Source organism: Paratractidigestivibacter faecalis, from assembly GCF_003416765.1.
In the GTDB taxonomy this organism is placed as follows: Bacteria; Actinomycetota; Coriobacteriia; order Coriobacteriales; family Atopobiaceae; genus Paratractidigestivibacter; species Paratractidigestivibacter faecalis.
The window spans coordinates 1,542,393-1,558,238 of record NZ_QSNG01000001.1; the positions used below are offsets into that span (position 1 = coordinate 1,542,393).

Genomic DNA, 15,846 nt, shown 5'->3' on the forward strand with positions numbered 1-15,846 from the left:
TTGGCTCATAAGTAACAACTGCGAAGGAAAGATAGGGCTTTAAGGATGGATGCAGGAAAATCTACGATAAGCGGCGTGTTCAACGGATCGCGCCTGCTCGAAATACCTTTCTACCAAAGGGCGTACGTCTGGGGAGAAGAGCAATGGGAGCGCTTCCTCGGCGACATGGAGTTCGTCACGGCTTCGAAGCGACCTTATTTCCTGGGCTCGATCATCCTGAAGCAAGCCTCCTCCGGCAACACTTGGTCCGAGGTGTCCGAGGTTCGCACAGTCATCGACGGCCAGCAGCGCCTCACGACCATGGTCATCTTCTTCAAGGCACTCTGCGCGAGAATCGACGCCGATAGGCTGTTCGAGCGAGATTTCGTCCTGGAGACCGGCGAAGTCGCCTTGAGACATGGCAAGTACGACCGGCAGGATTTCGAGAAGGTCGTCAGCGCCACGGGCTGCGAGCCTGTCGAGGGCTCCTCGTCCATCGTCCTTGCCTACAACTATTTCCTCAAGAACATCGACCCAGAGAAGGTCGACAGGAACACGATCAAGTCGAACGTCCAGTTCGTCTGCATCGATCTCACCGAGGGCGAGGACGAGCAGCAGATATTCGACACCATCAACTCGCTCGGGGTGCGCCTGACGACGGCGGAGCTCCTCAAGAACTACTTCTTCAACCGCGAGAACGAGCAGGCGTTCAAGGAGTGCTGGGAGGACGTCTTCGAACCCACGGCGGAGAAGAGGGAGTATTGGGAGCAGGAGGTCGTTACCGGGCGCATCAAGCGCACGCTCGTCGACCTGTTCTTCGACGCGTTCCTCCAGATCCTGGTTCAGGACAAGAAGCGCGGCGTCACGACCGAGGACAAGCTCTTCTATTCGCGCACGTCCAACCTCTTCCAGTCCTACAAGGACTTCATCGGCAGGTACTGCAACGGAGACAAGGACGAGATCCTCGACAGCATGAAGGCGTATGCCGAGGTGTTCGAGTCCACGTTCGACCCCGGCTACTGCGACGCGGACATCCCCTCCGCTCCCGGCGTCGAGCGCCTGAACGTGCTGATATTCGGCCTCAAGAACTCGACGCTCATCCCGTACGTGCTCTACGTTCGCAAGAACGCGGAGTCTTCGGGCGAGGAATCCGAGGTCTTCGCCCTGCTTGAGAGCTACATCGTCCGCCGAACGCTGGTTCAGGCGACCACGAAGAACTACAACAGGCTGTTCACCTCGCTGATCCTGAACGAGGTGAAGGACGCGGAGGCCCTGAGGAAGGCTCTCGAAGCCAACGAAGAGGCGACGACGTACATGCCCGGCGACGCCGAGGTTCGAGCGGCGTTCGAGGAATCGTGTCTGTACAACCTCCAGTCCAAGGGCGTTCTCTATCTGTTGGAAAGCGCCATTCGTCCGGGCATGAGCAGCACGGCCCTGCTCGGGTTCAACCAGTACACCCTCGAGCACATGATGCCCAAGAAGTGGCGCAACAAATGGGGAGCCCTCGACGATGAGGCTGCCACGCGAAGGGACAGGAAGCTCCTCACGCTCGGCAACCTCGCCATCATCACGCATTCGCTCAACGCCTCCATCCGCGATGCCGATTGGCCCACCAAGAAGCAGGGAAAGGGATACAAGGACGGTCTTGCCCTCTGCGCCGCCGGCCTTGCGACCATGGCCGGCGCCCTGGAGAAGGAGTCTTGGGGCGAGGGCGATATCGCAGAGCGCGCCGAATGGCTTGCGGACAAGGCGTTGGAGGTCTGGCGTTAAACCTTACATGCGCCCCATCTCGAAGATGCTTGCGGTGTCGGAGCCCGCATCCATGACGGATGTTGTCGGCTCTTCCAAATGCGAGGTTTGCGGTGGCGCTTCCGTCACTGGTGCCTCAACCACCTCGCCGAGCGCCAGGAAGAACCTCATCACGAGCTCGATCCTCTGCTGCAGGGACTCGCTCAGCTCGCCGTAGGAGGCCGCCAGCCGGACCTCCTTGGACAACTCCGCCATCGAGTCCTTCAACGCCTTCTGCACGCTTACAGAGGGCCTCACTTCGACCTGGGTATCGGTGAGCTTGGCGATGATGTAGTCCTGCCTGCTCATGCCGCTCCAGGCTGCCATCTCGCATATGAGCTTGTGCTCCTCGGGCGTGCAGCGAAACGCCATCGTCTTGCTGCGCTTGCGGGCGCTGTTCTCGCACGGCATCTTGCTTACCCCCTCGCTCCATCGAGCGCGGCGGCCATCTCGTCCTGCTTCGTGGGGAACAGGTGCGCGTAGCGGTAGGTGATGTCCACCGCCTCGTGGCCCATGCGCTCGGCGATGGCCAGCGCGGAGAAGCCCATCTCGATCAGCAGGCTCACGTGGCTGTGGCGTATGTCGTGTATGCGGATGCGCTTCACGCCCGACGCTTTGCACCCGCGCTCCATCTCGTGGGCCAGGAAGTGCTTGGTCACGGCGAACAGGCGCTCGTCGGGGGCGACATCGTCGCGCATCTCGATGAAGTCCGCCATCTCGTCGCGAAGGAAGGCGGGCATGACGATCGTGCGCACGGACTTGGGCGTCTTGGGGTCGGTCACGGTGTCCACGCCGTGGAGGCTCTGGTACGACTTGTTGATGCGCAGCCGCGAGCTATCCAGCATGAAGTCGGACGGCGTGAGCGCCAGGAGCTCGCCGCAGCGTATGCCCGTCCAGTACAGCAGCTCGAAGGCGTGGAACGACAGCGGCTTGTCCATGACCGCCTCGCTGAACCTCAGGTACTCGTCCTTGGTCCAGAACTGCATCTCGCCGCCCTTCTTCGAGCCTATCTTGTCGACCCTGCGCACCGGGTTGTCGGCAAGGCCGTAGTAGCGCTCAGCGTGGTTGAAGATGGCGTTGAGCTGGTTGTTCACCGTGCGCAGGTACGTCGGCGCCCAGGGCTTCCCGTCGGCGTCCCGGTGCTCGGTGAGCTCGTTCTGCCACCTGATGACGTCGATCGGTCTCACGTCGCACATGCGCATGTCCCCGAAGAACGGCACGAGCTTGTCGTTGATGATGTACTCCTTGGTGATCCACGTGTGCTCGCGTATGCGCGGCTTCACCTCGGAGGCGTACACCTCGACGAACTCGGAGAACGTCATGTCCATGGCCCCGCCGTTAAGGCTCTTGAACTGGCCCTCCCACACTGCGGCCTCCACCTCGGAGGAGAAGCCGCGCTTCGTCTTGTGGCGCTTCGAGCCGCGGGCGTCGCGGTAGTAGCACTGCACGTAGAACGTGCCGTTGTTGTCGTCCTTGTACACGGGCATGTCAGTCCACCTCCGGGAAGTACAGGGCGTCGAAGACGTCGCTTCGAACGCGTCCGCGGATAACCACGCGCCCGCGCGCCTCCTGCTCGGCGTTTATCTTCCTGATCACCTCGTAGGCGCTGCCTTTCTTGATCCTCAGCAGCTCCGCGACCTCGTCGGCGTCCAGCATGTGCGGCCTCGGCGTCTTTGCCACCTTCTCGTCCATGGCTCCTCCTATCAATAGCGTACATATACGTACGGTTTACAGATTCAGAGTAAACGTACGTATCTGTACTGTCAATAGAATTGCGTACATTTGCGTACGCTGGTAAGATGTGCTGGTACGTGATTCCAGGAGGAGGACGCATGTCCGTAGGCGAGAACATAAGGCGGTACCGCAAGTTGCGCGGCATGACGCAGGCGCAGCTCGCCGAGTCCGTCGGGCTGACCGAGGGGGCCGTGCGCCACTACGAGAGCGGCATCCGCGCCGTGAGGCCCGAGCTGCTCGAGTCCATCGCCGCAACGCTCGGCGTGTCCGTCAGCGCCCTCAAGGATTACGGCGTCGAGACCGCGGGCGACCTCATGTCACTGCTCGTTCGGCTCGAGGACTCCTTCGGCATCGTGCCCGCAGGCGACGGGCTGGGCCTCTCCCTGAACGCCAAGGCTCCGCACGCGGCCAAAGCGGCGACGGCGATCAAGCTATGGGCCGAGAAGCGCGCGCAGCTCGAGAACGGCGAGATCGACGCCGACGAGTACGAGGACTGGAAAGCCTCGCTGTAGCGGCTCTCCGCATTTCTCAATCAACGCAACCGAATCAGGACGCCAAGCTAGGCGGTGAGCGCCGCTCGCACCTGCGTATGCTGAGTTTTTACTCCCCATTGCATGCAAAGGCATTCTCGGCGCACCTGGGGAGTAAATGATGCGGTGGCTTACATGGCGGCACACGGCGGTACCCCGTGGCATTTCCCCTGATTACTCCCGCTTTCCTTGACGCGGTGAGATTCTTTACTCCCCATTAACCACCTGGGGAAACGCCGTGCGGAGACTGCCGAAAGGCCGATTGAGTTCGATTTGAGTTTCACGGAGCCCGAAACAGCCCCGTTTGGCCCTCGGGGACAAAAATCGAGCGCCTACTCACTTGGGATAAATCCTTACTCCCATTCCTCCGAATGCCGCACCGTACCTTGCTGTCTTGAAACACGGGGAGTAAATGGCGAAATCGCAGGTGAAAGGGAGTAAAACGGCAAAGAAAAAGCCTCCGTCCCAGCACGGGAACGGAGGCCAGATTATCGTATTTACTCACCAATGTCGCTGGTGGCTTTGCCGTGACTATCGTACGAAACGAAACTCAGCAGCACAGTGCGGCACTCAAAAGTGCAGGTCAGAACCCTGTCAACCTACTCCCACTCAATCGTCGCGGGCGGCTTGCTCGTGATGTCGTAGCACACGCGGTTGGCGCCAGGGACCTCGGCAACAATGCGGCCGGAAATGCGGGCCAGCACGTCGTAGGGCAGCTTGGCCCAGTCGGCCGTCATGGCGTCGCTGGACTCCACGGCGCGCAGGATGATCGGGCGCTGGTAGGTGCGTTCGTCTCCCATGACGCCGACGGACTTGATGTCGGGAAGTACCGCAAAGTACTGCCAGCAGGAGTGCTCGGAGTTGCGCTCGCCGGTCTTCTCAAAGAGGCGCTGGTTGTAGGCGTCAAGCTCCTCGCGCACGATGGCGTCGGCGCCCTTCAGGATCTCCAGCTTCTCCTTGTCCACCGCACCGATGATGCGGATGGCCAGGCCGGGGCCGGGGAACGGCTGGCGGAAGACGATGTGCTCGGGCAGGCCAAGGGCCAGACCCAGCGCGCGGACCTCGTCCTTGAAGAAGTGGTCAAGCGGCTCGATGAGGTCAAAGCTCACGCCCTCGGGGAAGGGGATGAGGTTGTGATGGCTCTTGATGGTGGACGCCTTGCCGCCCGTCTTGCGCGCGCCGGACTCGATGATGTCCGGGTAGATGGTGCCCTGGGCCAGGAACTTCACCGGCTTGCCATCGGTCTCCAGCTGCTGGGCAACGGCGAAGAACTCCTTCCAGAACTGCGTGCCGATGATGCGGCGCTTCTCCTCGGGCTCGGTCACACCGGCGAGAAGCTCGGCGTAGCGGTCCTCGGCGTGGACATGGATGAAGTCGACGTCAAACTGCTTGGTGAAGACCTCCTCGACCTGCTCGGGCTCGTTCTTGCGCAGCAGGCCGTGGTTGATGAAGACGCAGGTCATCTGCTTGCCGATGGCGCGGGCGCCGAGGGCGGCCACCACGGAGGAGTCCACACCGCCGGAGAGGGCCAGAATGACGCGGTCGTCGCCGACCTTCTCGCGGAACTCGTTGGTCATGGTCTCAACGAGGTTGTCCATGCTCCAGTTCTTCTCCAGCCCGCAGATGGAGAAGAGGAAGTTGGAGAGGATCTGCTGGCCGTGCTCGGTGTGCTTGACCTCGGGGTGGAACTGGGTGGTGTAGATCCTGCGCTCGGCGTTCTCCATGGCGGCCACGGGGCAGACGTCGGTGGAGGCGGTGACGGTGAAGCCCTCCGGGACCTCGCAGACGGAGTCGCGGTGGCTCATCCACACGGTCTGCTTGAGCGGCGTGGAGTTGAAGAGGACGGAGTCATGGTCGCGCTCGATGGTGGCCGGGCCGTACTCGCCGATCTCGGAGTGGGCGACCTTGCCGCCCAGCGTCACGGCCGTAATCTGGTGACCGTAGCAGAAGCCGAGCACGGGAACGCCCAGCTCGAAGATGGCCGGGTCGACGCGCGGCGCGTCCTCGGCGTAGACGGAGGCGGGACCGCCGGAGAGGATGAGCGCAGACGGGGCCATCTCGCGCAGCTCATCGGCAGAGATGTCGCACGGGACGATCTCAGAGTAGACGTTGAGGTCGCGCACGCGACGCGCGATCAGCTGGCCGTACTGGGCGCCAAAGTCCAGGACGGCCACGAACTGCTTGGTGCTTGCTTGGCTCATGTATCCTCCGCTTTCGAAGACCAAATGCTCCAATCGGGCTTTTTCCTTAGTCATCATACGTTACTCCAGTTAGGCATTTTTTGGGCGATAGCTGCTTTTTTGTCCACCTTCACGCCCTGCACACTCCCCTCCCCTATTCTTGTTGGGTTTACTGAACAGCAGCGACCCCGAGCCGCACTGACAGGAAGGGCCTCTTTTGGCTGGCAGAAGACCCCACAAGCGCATGACCGGCGCCGAGCAGGCGCGTCTTTCTCGCAGTAGGTTCGAGCAACCCCAGGGAGGCGTCGGCCGCCACGCGGCCGCGGGCGTCCCGCCCACCACGCGCGCGTCTCAGGGAGCCGCCGGCTACCAGGAGGTTGGCACGGCAAGAAGCGCTCGCCAGCAGCGTAGCCAGCGCGATTCTCGCCGAGCGGGCGTCGCACAACACGCGACCTCTCGCGCCGAGGGCGTGGCGGCCTACAGCGCTCGCCGCAAGAAGGGCGGAGCCGGCAAGGTCGTGCGCACCGTGCTCATTGCGCTGGGCATCATTCTGGCGACGGCTGGCGGCGCGTTTGCCTGGTACGTCAACAACATCAACAGCCGCCTGGGCGAGGGCATCACCGCAGAGCTCCGTCAGCAGCTCGTCGAGGTCAAGCCGCAGGACCCGTTCTACATGCTGCTTCTTGGCGTGGACAAAGACGAGGCACGCGCCGAGGACTGGGGCAGCTCCACGGCCAACTTCCGCTCCGACACCATCATCCTGGCGCGCGTGGACCCGCCCGCGCAGAAGGTGACCCTGGTCTCCATTCCGCGCGACACCCTCGTTGACATGGGCGAGCACGGCGAGCAGAAGATCAACGCGGCCTACTCGTATGGCGGCGCGGCATACATGACCGAGGTCGTCTCCAATTTTGCCGGCGTCAAGATTTCCCACTACGCCGAGCTGGACTTTGAGCAGTTCACGTCCATCGTGGATACCATCGGTGGAGTCGAGGTCGACCTGCCCGTCGCCATCTCTGACCCCGACTACGCGGAGATCGAGCTGCCCGCCGGCGTGCAGACGCTCGATGGCACGCAGGCCCTGGGGCTGTGCCGCAGCCGCCACGCCTACGACGAGTACGGTGGCGGGGACTTCTATCGTGCCGCCAACCAGCGCATGGTCATTGGCGCCATCGTCAAGAAGGTGCTGAAGCTCGATGCGCTCAGCATGTCCAACACCGTCTCCGAGCTGGCCAACAGTGTGACCACGGACTTCACGGCGACGGACATCCTGGGCCTTGCCATGCAGTTCAAGGACTTTGACGTTGACACCGGGTTCTACTCGGGCCAGACGCCCACCATCTCCAGCTACATCAACAAGGGCTGGTACGAACTGCCCGACACCGATGCCTGGAAGACCATGATGGAGCGTGTCAACCAGGGCCTTCCCCCGTATGAGAGCTCCGACCAGGACATCACCGCAGGCGTCGCGGGCTCCATTGGCGTGAGCTCCGGCGACGGTGCCAGCAGCAGCAAGGGCAGCGCGGTCATGAGCGGCAGCGTCCTCGTGCTCAACGGTACCAGCACCAGCGGGTTTGCCGCCAACAAGGCAAACACCCTTAACAGCAAGGGCTTCACCGCCACCGCCGACAACGCCGGCGCCTCCGATACCAAGACGACCAAGATCGTCTACAACAGCGGCTCCGAGGCCAAGGCCGTTGGCGTGGCCGAGACCCTGGGCGTCGACGCCGCCAGCATCAGCGAGAACGATGGCAGCTACTCCACAAAGTACGACGTTGTCGTCCTGTTGGGATCCGACCTCACATAGCAAGCTCTGACAGAGAGCGTGCCAAGACCCGCCCCGCAGCCCGAAAACCAGGCTCCGGGGCGGGTCTTTTTGTTAACGTGCGAGGACCTGCCGTGACTCAACGTCCGCTTGGGCCCCAAAACCCGTGCAGAACCGACCTTGGTGTGAGCCGTCCGGGAATGGCTGTGCAAAAGCGACCTTCGTGTGAGTGCCTCTGGAAGGCTCCCGCCAGAGGCCAGACAGTTTTATCCAGGGCGCACACCGCAATCCTGCGGTTTTGCCACCGGAATATTCACTGCAATTTTGATATTCTCCTCAACCTAAGAAATAGGACTCACACCAAGCCCACTTCTGCACAACGACCAGCGAATCACTCACACCAAGGCCAGTTCTGCGCAACCACTTCTCGGCACCAGCCTCAGCGAACCACAAATCGGTGCGACATTAAGAACAGGGCGCTTATAACCAGGCAGCTTGAATGACCCAAGAGCTCGACCATGTACCTGCCCAACAAGACTCCTGTGCCAAACGCCATCACAATGGCCAGGTATCTAAGGGCGCGGTGCCGCTCATGCTCATTCCCGCAGGCAAAGCCCTCGTACAGGCTATTTCCGAGCGACCTAAGATTTCCGGTGATGAACACCCCCGCATACGCCGACTTGGTTCCAAACTGCCTGAACGTTTGAAACGTCATCGCCGCAAGGAAGGAGACGACGCTGTTTGCAAACAGGTCAGTCAGGCCGCCGGAGAGGAGCGACAACAGGGCAAATCCCAATGCCTCAAAATCCGCAGCCCAGTGCTGCGCACGAAAACGATCTCCTCCGCACAGTGCAGCCGTCACGTGTCGTGCCATGACAATGCCCGCAAGGAAGGCGCCTATGGGAACGAGGTAGCGAACGGCACCGCGGATATCTCCAGCCGCAAGCGAGAGCACCAAGAGAACGTAGTTTCCCGTCTGCCCGTTTGCAAACACGCCGCCATGCAGCAAATAGGAAAACGCATCCATATTCCCGCCAGCAAGGGAGACGACCAGTCCAAGCGCCACTCTCTCAGAGACCGGCACCAGCGGCGTCTCCCCGCCGGCAGGCTTACTCGTCGTCTTCTCCGACCTCGGTTGCATAGGTATTCACAAGAACCATGGCGCTTCTGGCCTGCTCGATCGCAGCATCGATGGCTGCCACGGAGAGCGGCTCCGCCGAGAGCGCGAGCTCGAGGCACAAGGCGACGTTCACGCCAGCAACCAGAAAGACGTGGTCTCCCACATAGGGGGCAAACGCCTGGTTGACGCTCCCTTGCAGGATGTCCGTAAGCACAAGGACCTCGTCATCGGGAGCAACCGAGGCAAACGCGGCAGCCACCTGCTCCTCCAGCGGCGTCTCGTCAACGTACGCGCACACCGCCCTCATGTTCTCGACGCCCCCGATGAACTCAAGCGTGTCTGCAAGACCCTCGGCAAACCGATGGTGCGATGCAATGATGACGTGCCTCATAACTGCTCCTCAAATGCGTCAAGAACCTTCTCGATGCCGCCCGGGGGCAGCTTGGTGACAAAGGATTCGTAGCCAAGTCCAAAATCGCCCTCGGGAACGAAATAACCCTGAGAATCGTTTGCATAGCCTATGACTATGCAGGTCTTTCCGGGGAACATCCCCTTAATCCGCATCCCCAAGGTACTGCCAAGCTCGCCTGGGAAGGTCACGAAGACGATATCCCCCAGCTCGATGATTCTCATGGCGATGGGAAACGTCACGCGCTCGACATCGAGCTTCGCCGAGAGCTTGGAGACCTCGGTCGCAGCAAGCTTGCGCGCGTCGGTCGAGGACCCCTCGTCCGAAAGCACCGCCTTCGCCTCAGCGAGCTGTGCTCTGTAGCTGGGAAAATACTGCGTGTTATCGTAGTCCACCCGATAGACGAACTCCCTCGCAGAGGGCGCATCCAGATGCAGGGGCTCAAAGCTGCCCTTCATGAGCTCGGCGGCAATGCCGCAAGAGACCCTCTTGAGCTCGGCAAAGTCGTTGCCCTGTCGGAACTGCCGGTTTCCAAGGTCTCCCGAGGCTCCCGTGAAGGCATACGGCACCACGCCCAACCACTCTGCCAGCTCGGCACGCACGGCACCCTGCAGGTCCGAAGTGATGAGCATGTTGGTGGGGCCCACCACGGTCGAGTGGCAGTTGAAGTTCTGCATTGCCGCAACAACCTTGCCTCCCGCATCAACAAACCGGATGACGAAGGCCTCGTCGTCAAATGGCTTCTCGATGCTGTTGCGGTTTGAATACCATCCGCGCACGTGCGTGGCAAGAATCTGCGGCGTCACCTCAACCAGCCCGTCAGGCAGCTTCGAGGCCGCCTGGACCACAAGACCCGTCACCAGGTCGGCATAGCCGGGCGTGTCATGGTCGATGAGGCTGTCATCTCGAAGTCCGTTGGGACACGAATGGGAGTGGATCGTACTGGTGACTAGCAGCTCGTCCTCGAGCCCGAGCAGCTCGCACAGCTGGCGGCGCATGCCCCCTATGCGAGAAAGGCTCATGAGACACACGTCCACACCCACAAAGAGGGCTCGCCTTCCTGCCTCCTCGATGAGGAGAAGGACGGCAAGAGGCTCGTCGTGCACGCCCTGGCCCGGCTGTTGCCGCAGGTCGTTTAGATAGCCGTCCAGGTAGAAGACGCCGGGCGGCGTTATGGAAACGGTTGTGGTTGAGACCTTCATGCTTCCCCCAAACAGGGCCGCCGGGATGCCCCCGCACCCCGGCGGCTAAAGCCTATCCCAGGATGCCAAAGGCGGCGCAAACCCAGGAGACGACGATGATTCCAATGATGAGGACGTTCGTGGAGACCTTCTTCTTGAGGAGCTGATAGACCAGCACGGTCGCCATCACGGGAAGGAAACCGGTCAGAATCTTGTCGAAGAGCTGCTCCTGGAGGCCGAAGCTCGCATCACCGATAGCAATGGCAAGCGGCGTGGAGATCTTGATGACCGACGGGATGAGGGCGCCGACCACCGTGAGACCCAGGACGGACATGGCCTCGGAGAGCGCAGCAACCTTGTCCGCCAGCGTGGTGATGATCGCGGAGCCAAACTTGTAGCCCCAGCTCCAGCTCTTGACCTTGAGGCCAAGGCTGCACACAAGCATGACCAAGGCAAAGATGATGGCACCGAGCGGGTTACCCTCCTGGCCCATGTAGGCGGCCATGGAGCCAAAAATCGTGGGAATCATGACCCACAGCAGGGCGTCACCGATGCCAGAGATGGAGCCCATAAGGCCAACCTTGAGGTCCTGGACGGCGTCGAGGGCATCCGTCTTGCCCTCCTCCTCGATGGCCAGGCCGGCGCCCAGCAGGAAGCCAGAGACGGGCGGCGTGGCATTGAAGTACTTGCCGGCGTTTGCCAGAGACTTGCGGTAGGCCTCGTCGTCATCGCCGTAGATCTTCTTCAGGGCGTCCGCCTCGGCAAAGACGACGGACGGGGCAAGCTGGGTCTCGTAGTTGAAGCCGTTCACGGACATGCACCAGCGACGTCCGCACTTGTTGAGGTCCTTCTCTGTCAGGACCTTGCCCTCGGTCTTCTCGGGCGCGACGGTGGCGTTACTCATCTTCAAGAACCTCCTCATTGGTGGTCGTGGCAACAGAGGCGCTGGTCAGCTTCTTGTAGACCTCGTAGGCGGCAGCTCCGCCCAGAATGGCGATGGGAAGGATGGCAAGGCCCAGGTAGGCGGAGAGCACGAAGCCCACGGCAAGGAAGCTGAAGTACTGCTTGACGGGCATGTAGGAGAGAAGCGCAGCCATGCCGATGACGGGAAGGATGCCGCCGGCAATGGAGAGGCCGGTGGTGAACCAGGCGGGCATGGCAGAGATGACGCCGTTGACTACGGCCTCGCCAAAGAGGAGAACCAGGAACATGGGGATGGCGTCGGTCAGGCCAAAGAACAGGGGGCCAAGGAAGGTGACGTGCTTCATCTTGGAGTACTCACCGGCCTGGGCGTAGGCAGCCTGCTTGCGGGCCATGAAGCCGTTCAGGACCTTGGCAACCACGTCAAGCTGAACGCCCAGGGTGCCGACGGCGATGCCGGCCGCAAGGCCAACGCCCATGTCCTGGCCCGTGGTGATGGTGATGACGGTTCCGACCATAGCGCCGAGGGGCCAGTCGGGAACGGAAGAGCCGGCAATAGCGGCAACGCCTAGGGACATCAGCTGGACGGAGGCGCCAATGGTGAGGCCGGTCAGGCCGTCACCCAGAATGAGGCCGACGATCCAGGCATACAGGACGGCGTCGTAGTTGAGGACCTGCGTTCCATAGCGCTCGATGCGATAGAGAAACGCCAGGACGGTGATGATGACGATCTGCCAGACGGCAATCTGCATGGAAGCTCACTCCTCTCAGAGGGAGACGTACTTGGAAAGGGGCTCGCACTTGTCGGCGCACACGTACTGGACGGTGATGTCGCAGCCGTTGCCGGCGATGGCGGAGTAGGTGGGAACCTGGGAGTCCAGGACGTAGGCGCGGCGGCTCACCTGCGTTGCGCCAACGCCCTCGGCCGGATCGACGGTGCCGCCCACGGTCAGGCGCGGAACCTTCTGCCCCGCCTCCTGGAGGTCAAGGACAACCTGCGGGTCCCTGACCACGACGAAGACGGTGTGGTCGTCGTACTTGCCCGCCGCAAAGTTGGCATAGGCGGTCTCGCGGCTGATGATGGAGAGCGCCACGCCCGCGGGCTTGGCCATCCTCATGCCGGCCTTCTTGGTGGGGTCGTTTGCGTACTCGTCATCGATGATCATGAGGCGCTGCGGATGGAACTCCGGGACCCACTGGGTCGCAACGATGCCGTGAAGCAGGCGATTGTCGATGCGTGCTGCGATGATGCTCATCGCGCCCCCTCCTTTCGGGATGCGTGTTCTTCTCGCCGCCTGCGTCTGCGGACGGCGCGGCTCCTACTCGTCTTGCTGGGAGGAGCCTTCTACCTGGCCCGACGCGTGCTCGCGCGTTGCACTCTTCGAGCTGATGTAGTCGTATACGTAGGCGATCTCGGTCGCGGGGACCTCGACGCGGTAGTGGTCGGTGATGCTGGAGAAGCTCGTGCGGAAGGCGTCGATAAACGCGGCGTGCGCCGTGCGGAACTCCCGCTCGTTGGCATAGGCCTCGATGGGCGTCTTGGTGACCAGACGCTCGACCAAGCAGCAGAGGTGCACGTAGAGGCCAATGGTCGCCGCGGGGGCGATGGGCTGGCCCATGAGGTCGGCCAGCCGGCTTACGGCCTGGGAGACCTCGGCATAGAGCTTCTCGGGGTTGAGAATGGTGATGGACTCAATGACGTTCTGGAGCGTGAGGTGCTTGAGGAGGCTGGCATGGAAGCTGGCGAGAGCCGCCGCGTCCATGCAGCGCGAGAAGGCCTTGTCAAGGCGACGGGTCGGGCCCTCGTAGAGAATGTCCTCCAGTGCAAGGAACGGAATGCTCTCGACGCCCGGGTCCATGGTGCCGACGATGGCGCGAACGCTGCCGCGCTGGAACGTGGGGTCGGCGAGGCCGTGCTCGGCGAGCTCACGGTAGTCGGCAACCACGAGTTCGACGGGAGTGTCGGTGGGAAGGCTCTCGGAGAAGAGCCGACGGATCTTGTCAGCTGCCTCGATTCCGCTCTCGGAGCAGAAGACGACGGTGTCAACATGGTTGCTCGCATGGGTGACGCTGAATGCCGGGGCGCAGAGCTGCGCCATCTCGGCGAGTCGCGCCTCGGGAGACTCGTTGGCCCGGAGGGCGGAGCCGACCTCAAGGGCAAGGCCCGTCGAGACGTTGCTCACCACGATGAGCTCCATGTCGGTTGCCTGGGAGATGGCGGATGCGATGTCGGTCAGCGAGCCCATATCGACCAGGAGCACGGCACCCTTGCAGTATGAGTAGCGCTCCAGCAGGCGGCGCAGCGGGAGAAGGACGTCCGTAACCTGCTGGTCGTACGTCATGTTGACGGCGTCAAAGACGTGGGCGTGAAGGATTCTGTTAGCTGCATCGGCGATGCTCGTTGCGGTGGAATAGCCGTGGCAGCAGATGATGCCCATGTACTCGCGGTTGCGCTTTGCCACGACCGAGGAGTTGATGTCGAGCATCATGACGGTGCGGCACAGCAGGTCGGGCTCGGCGCCCAGGGCCGTCCTGGTCTCTGCAGAGAGCTGGTCGACGATGGCCGCCGTAGCCCTGAGGTGACGCGAGAGGGTGGCATGGAGCCGTCCGAGCTTCTCGACCTGGTCGGGACGAAGCTGCTCGACGCCATTGCCACGAAGCTGGACCGTGAGGCACTGGGCGAGCAGGCGCGAGCTTTTGCGGGTCAGCTCGACGTCATGGGCGGAGCCAACCTCCTCCAGAACGGGGTTGAGGACTCGCTCGCAGGAAAGGGCGCGCGGATTGGCCGCAGCCCCTCCGAAGTTGAGGTGGTCCTGGTACTCGCGGACATGGCCAACCGCCTCCGAGGTGAACTCGCCAAAGGAGGTGACGCTGCTCTCCAGACGGTCGAAGGCCTGGAGCAGGCCCTCTATCATGCTCGCCCGGTGGGAGGAGTCCGCCTGGCCGGAGGAGCCCTTCTCGCAGCTCAGCAGAACGTCGTCGTTCTTCTGGGCGGCGGAGGCACCGAGCACGGAGGCTGGGAGGTCATAGGTCCTGACGACGAGCTCGTCCTTGCTTCCGGGAACGTAGGCATGAGAGCAGCAGTTGATGACGCAGCTCTTGAGGCCGTCGACGTTCTCGGCGAAGTTTGCCTCGACGAGAGAGCGCAGGGCGCCGCGGCTGATGCGCACGTTGGCAGAGACGCGGCGACCCTCGGCGCGCAGGAAGTGCATCGCAAGGTCAATCCGCTCGCTCACGCTGCGCTCGGAAAGCGACGGAACGCTGACCACGATGGGAACGATGCGTCCAAAGGGGCTGGCCTTCGAGGCGCTTGCCGAAGTCGAGCAGCCCAGAATCAGACGGGCCCGCTCGCCGGCTTGTGCGCCGGCAACGGAGCGACCGTACTCCCCAAGCAAGGAGATCACCAAATCGCGCTGGCGCGCGCCCAGAGAGTCAACGCCGTCAAGGAAGACGCACCCTCCCCCGACCCGTTTCAGGACGCCGGGTGCGGAGGCGTCGCCAAAGAGGCAGGCCTTCAGGCCCGCAAGGTCGGAGGCATACGCGGCACAGTCAACGCGCGCGTAGGAAGCCTCGGGCGGAACGATTCCCCGGTTGTGGCAATACTCAAAGGCCAGACGAGAGAGGCGGGCCTTTCCGCACCCGCGCTCGCCGCAAAGCAGAACGGGCAGACCGTAGGGAGGATAGCTCATCGCCGCCTTGAGCTGATCAATGCAAGGGGCCAACGAGAGGTCGTAGCCGATGGCCTTCTGAAAGTCCTTGGCCTCTCCCACGCCAACGCTCTTGAGCAGGGCCGTCATGGACGGATACTCGCTTGCAGGAAGACTGTGCTGGAGGAAGTGCTCGAAGGCAGCCTTGTGAAGGTAGATGACCGGACGGGAGTTCACCTTGACGATGAGGCCGTCGCGGACCAGCTCATTGAGATACTGGCTGGCGAGACTGCGAGATACGTTGATGTCCGCCGCAACCCGCATGGTCGTGAAGGAACCGACCGTTTCCGGAGTCGCCGCACGAGTGAGCCTATCGAGGTGCTCAAGAAGCTCTTGCTTTGTGCCTGACGTGGACATTTGACGTACCTCCTTTCCAAGACGAAGGTTACGTGCGCGCCGGAGTCCATGTGGCCCACGGAGTTCAAATCAACAGTTTAGGCGGCGTTTCGACACTCAAAAATAGGATGCGGCGGCCAATTCCACGCCGCCTCGACACCTGTCGAAAGCCGTAAGGCTAACGTGCAGGGGCTTG

General features: G+C 62.2%; 14 protein-coding genes. 3 read left to right on the top strand and 11 right to left on the bottom strand.

Features of this window, described 5'->3' with window-relative positions:
- Positions 1-45 precede the first annotated feature (45 nt).
- Positions 46-1,749, top strand: coding sequence for a DUF262 domain-containing protein (locus DXV50_RS06910; protein ID WP_117205506.1), 1,704 nt, complete (start codon positions 46-48; stop codon positions 1,747-1,749).
- Between the two features lie 3 nt (positions 1,750-1,752).
- Here DXV50_RS06910 and DXV50_RS06915 read toward each other — a convergent pair whose 3' ends face one another.
- From DXV50_RS06915 to DXV50_RS06925, 3 genes are read right to left on the bottom strand one after another with little or no spacing between them, the layout of a single operon-like run.
- Positions 1,753-2,178: a plasmid mobilization protein gene (locus tag DXV50_RS06915; RefSeq protein WP_117205507.1), complete on the bottom strand. Its 426-nt coding sequence runs from the start codon at positions 2,176-2,178 to the stop codon at positions 1,753-1,755.
- Positions 2,179-2,183: 5 nt separating this feature from the next.
- Positions 2,184-3,254 (bottom strand): site-specific integrase, encoded by a 1,071-nt coding sequence (locus DXV50_RS06920; RefSeq protein WP_117205508.1) that lies wholly within the window; start codon positions 3,252-3,254, stop codon positions 2,184-2,186.
- Between the two features lies 1 nt (position 3,255).
- Positions 3,256-3,459 carry a hypothetical protein gene (locus DXV50_RS06925; RefSeq protein WP_006681531.1) on the bottom strand — a complete coding sequence of 68 codons (204 nt, stop codon included), beginning with the start codon at positions 3,457-3,459 and terminating at the stop codon, positions 3,256-3,258.
- Positions 3,460-3,599: 140 nt separating this feature from the next.
- Between DXV50_RS06925 and DXV50_RS06930 the strand changes: the two genes are divergently transcribed.
- The gene (locus DXV50_RS06930) at positions 3,600-4,013 is read left to right on the top strand and encodes a helix-turn-helix domain-containing protein (RefSeq protein WP_117205509.1); all 414 of its coding nucleotides are present in this window, start codon (positions 3,600-3,602) and stop codon (positions 4,011-4,013) included.
- Positions 4,014-4,630: 617 nt separating this feature from the next.
- Here the strand turns inward: DXV50_RS06930 and guaA are convergent.
- Complete coding sequence (gene guaA / locus DXV50_RS06935; RefSeq protein WP_117205510.1) at positions 4,631-6,232, bottom strand: glutamine-hydrolyzing GMP synthase; 1,602 nt, start codon at positions 6,230-6,232, stop codon at positions 4,631-4,633.
- A gap of 196 nt (positions 6,233-6,428) precedes the next feature.
- Here guaA and DXV50_RS06940 point away from each other — a divergent pair, with 196 nt between their 5' ends.
- Entirely contained in the window at positions 6,429-8,018 is a 1,590-nt protein-coding gene (locus DXV50_RS06940) for an LCP family protein (protein WP_232817485.1), read from the top strand.
- A 397-nt stretch (positions 8,019-8,415) separates the two neighbouring features.
- On the opposite strand, the gene DXV50_RS06945 is transcribed toward DXV50_RS06940, so the two are convergent.
- From DXV50_RS06945 to DXV50_RS06975, 7 genes are all read right to left on the bottom strand, one after another.
- Complete coding sequence (locus DXV50_RS06945) at positions 8,416-9,060, bottom strand: YoaK family protein (protein ID WP_157966985.1); 645 nt, start codon at positions 9,058-9,060, stop codon at positions 8,416-8,418.
- 25 nt (positions 9,061-9,085) lie between these two features.
- Positions 9,086-9,487, bottom strand: a complete 402-nt coding sequence (locus tag DXV50_RS06950; RefSeq protein WP_117205513.1) for a PTS sugar transporter subunit IIA — start codon at positions 9,485-9,487, stop codon at positions 9,086-9,088.
- Complete coding sequence (locus tag DXV50_RS06955) at positions 9,484-10,707, bottom strand: neutral/alkaline non-lysosomal ceramidase N-terminal domain-containing protein (RefSeq protein ID WP_117205514.1); 1,224 nt, start codon at positions 10,705-10,707, stop codon at positions 9,484-9,486. The genes DXV50_RS06950 and DXV50_RS06955 overlap by 4 nt, the downstream gene beginning before the upstream one ends.
- Before the next feature lie 52 nt (positions 10,708-10,759).
- A complete protein-coding gene (locus DXV50_RS06960) occupies positions 10,760-11,590 on the bottom strand; it encodes a PTS system mannose/fructose/sorbose family transporter subunit IID (protein ID WP_157966986.1) in 831 nt (276 codons plus the stop codon).
- Entirely contained in the window at positions 11,583-12,359 is a 777-nt protein-coding gene (locus DXV50_RS06965; protein WP_117205516.1) for a PTS mannose/fructose/sorbose/N-acetylgalactosamine transporter subunit IIC, read from the bottom strand. The genes DXV50_RS06960 and DXV50_RS06965 overlap by 8 nt, the downstream gene beginning before the upstream one ends.
- 15 nt (positions 12,360-12,374) lie before the next feature.
- A complete protein-coding gene (locus tag DXV50_RS06970; protein ID WP_117205517.1) occupies positions 12,375-12,863 on the bottom strand; it encodes a PTS sugar transporter subunit IIB in 489 nt (162 codons plus the stop codon).
- A gap of 63 nt (positions 12,864-12,926) precedes the next feature.
- Positions 12,927-15,671 (bottom strand): sigma 54-interacting transcriptional regulator, encoded by a 2,745-nt coding sequence (locus tag DXV50_RS06975; RefSeq protein ID WP_117205518.1) that lies wholly within the window; start codon positions 15,669-15,671, stop codon positions 12,927-12,929.
- Between the last annotated feature and the right edge of the window lie 175 nt (positions 15,672-15,846).

Excerpts from the sequence above, each read along its gene's own strand:
- DXV50_RS06910 (WP_117205506.1), top strand. The coding sequence starts at position 46 with ATGGATGCAGGAAAATCTACGATAAGCGGCGTGTTCAACGGATCGCGC.
- DXV50_RS06915 (WP_117205507.1), bottom strand. The coding sequence starts at position 2,178 with ATGCCGTGCGAGAACAGCGCCCGCAAGCGCAGCAAGACGATGGCGTTT.
- DXV50_RS06920 (WP_117205508.1), bottom strand. The coding sequence starts at position 3,254 with ATGCCCGTGTACAAGGACGACAACAACGGCACGTTCTACGTGCAGTGC.
- DXV50_RS06925 (WP_006681531.1), bottom strand. The coding sequence starts at position 3,459 with ATGGACGAGAAGGTGGCAAAGACGCCGAGGCCGCACATGCTGGACGCC.
- DXV50_RS06930 (WP_117205509.1), top strand. The coding sequence starts at position 3,600 with ATGTCCGTAGGCGAGAACATAAGGCGGTACCGCAAGTTGCGCGGCATG.
- guaA (WP_117205510.1), bottom strand. The coding sequence starts at position 6,232 with ATGAGCCAAGCAAGCACCAAGCAGTTCGTGGCCGTCCTGGACTTTGGC.
- DXV50_RS06950 (WP_117205513.1), bottom strand. The coding sequence starts at position 9,487 with ATGAGGCACGTCATCATTGCATCGCACCATCGGTTTGCCGAGGGTCTT.
- DXV50_RS06955 (WP_117205514.1), bottom strand. The coding sequence starts at position 10,707 with ATGAAGGTCTCAACCACAACCGTTTCCATAACGCCGCCCGGCGTCTTC.
- DXV50_RS06960 (WP_157966986.1), bottom strand. The coding sequence starts at position 11,590 with ATGAGTAACGCCACCGTCGCGCCCGAGAAGACCGAGGGCAAGGTCCTG.
- DXV50_RS06965 (WP_117205516.1), bottom strand. The coding sequence starts at position 12,359 with ATGCAGATTGCCGTCTGGCAGATCGTCATCATCACCGTCCTGGCGTTT.
- DXV50_RS06970 (WP_117205517.1), bottom strand. The coding sequence starts at position 12,863 with ATGAGCATCATCGCAGCACGCATCGACAATCGCCTGCTTCACGGCATC.
- DXV50_RS06975 (WP_117205518.1), bottom strand. The coding sequence starts at position 15,671 with ATGTCCACGTCAGGCACAAAGCAAGAGCTTCTTGAGCACCTCGATAGG.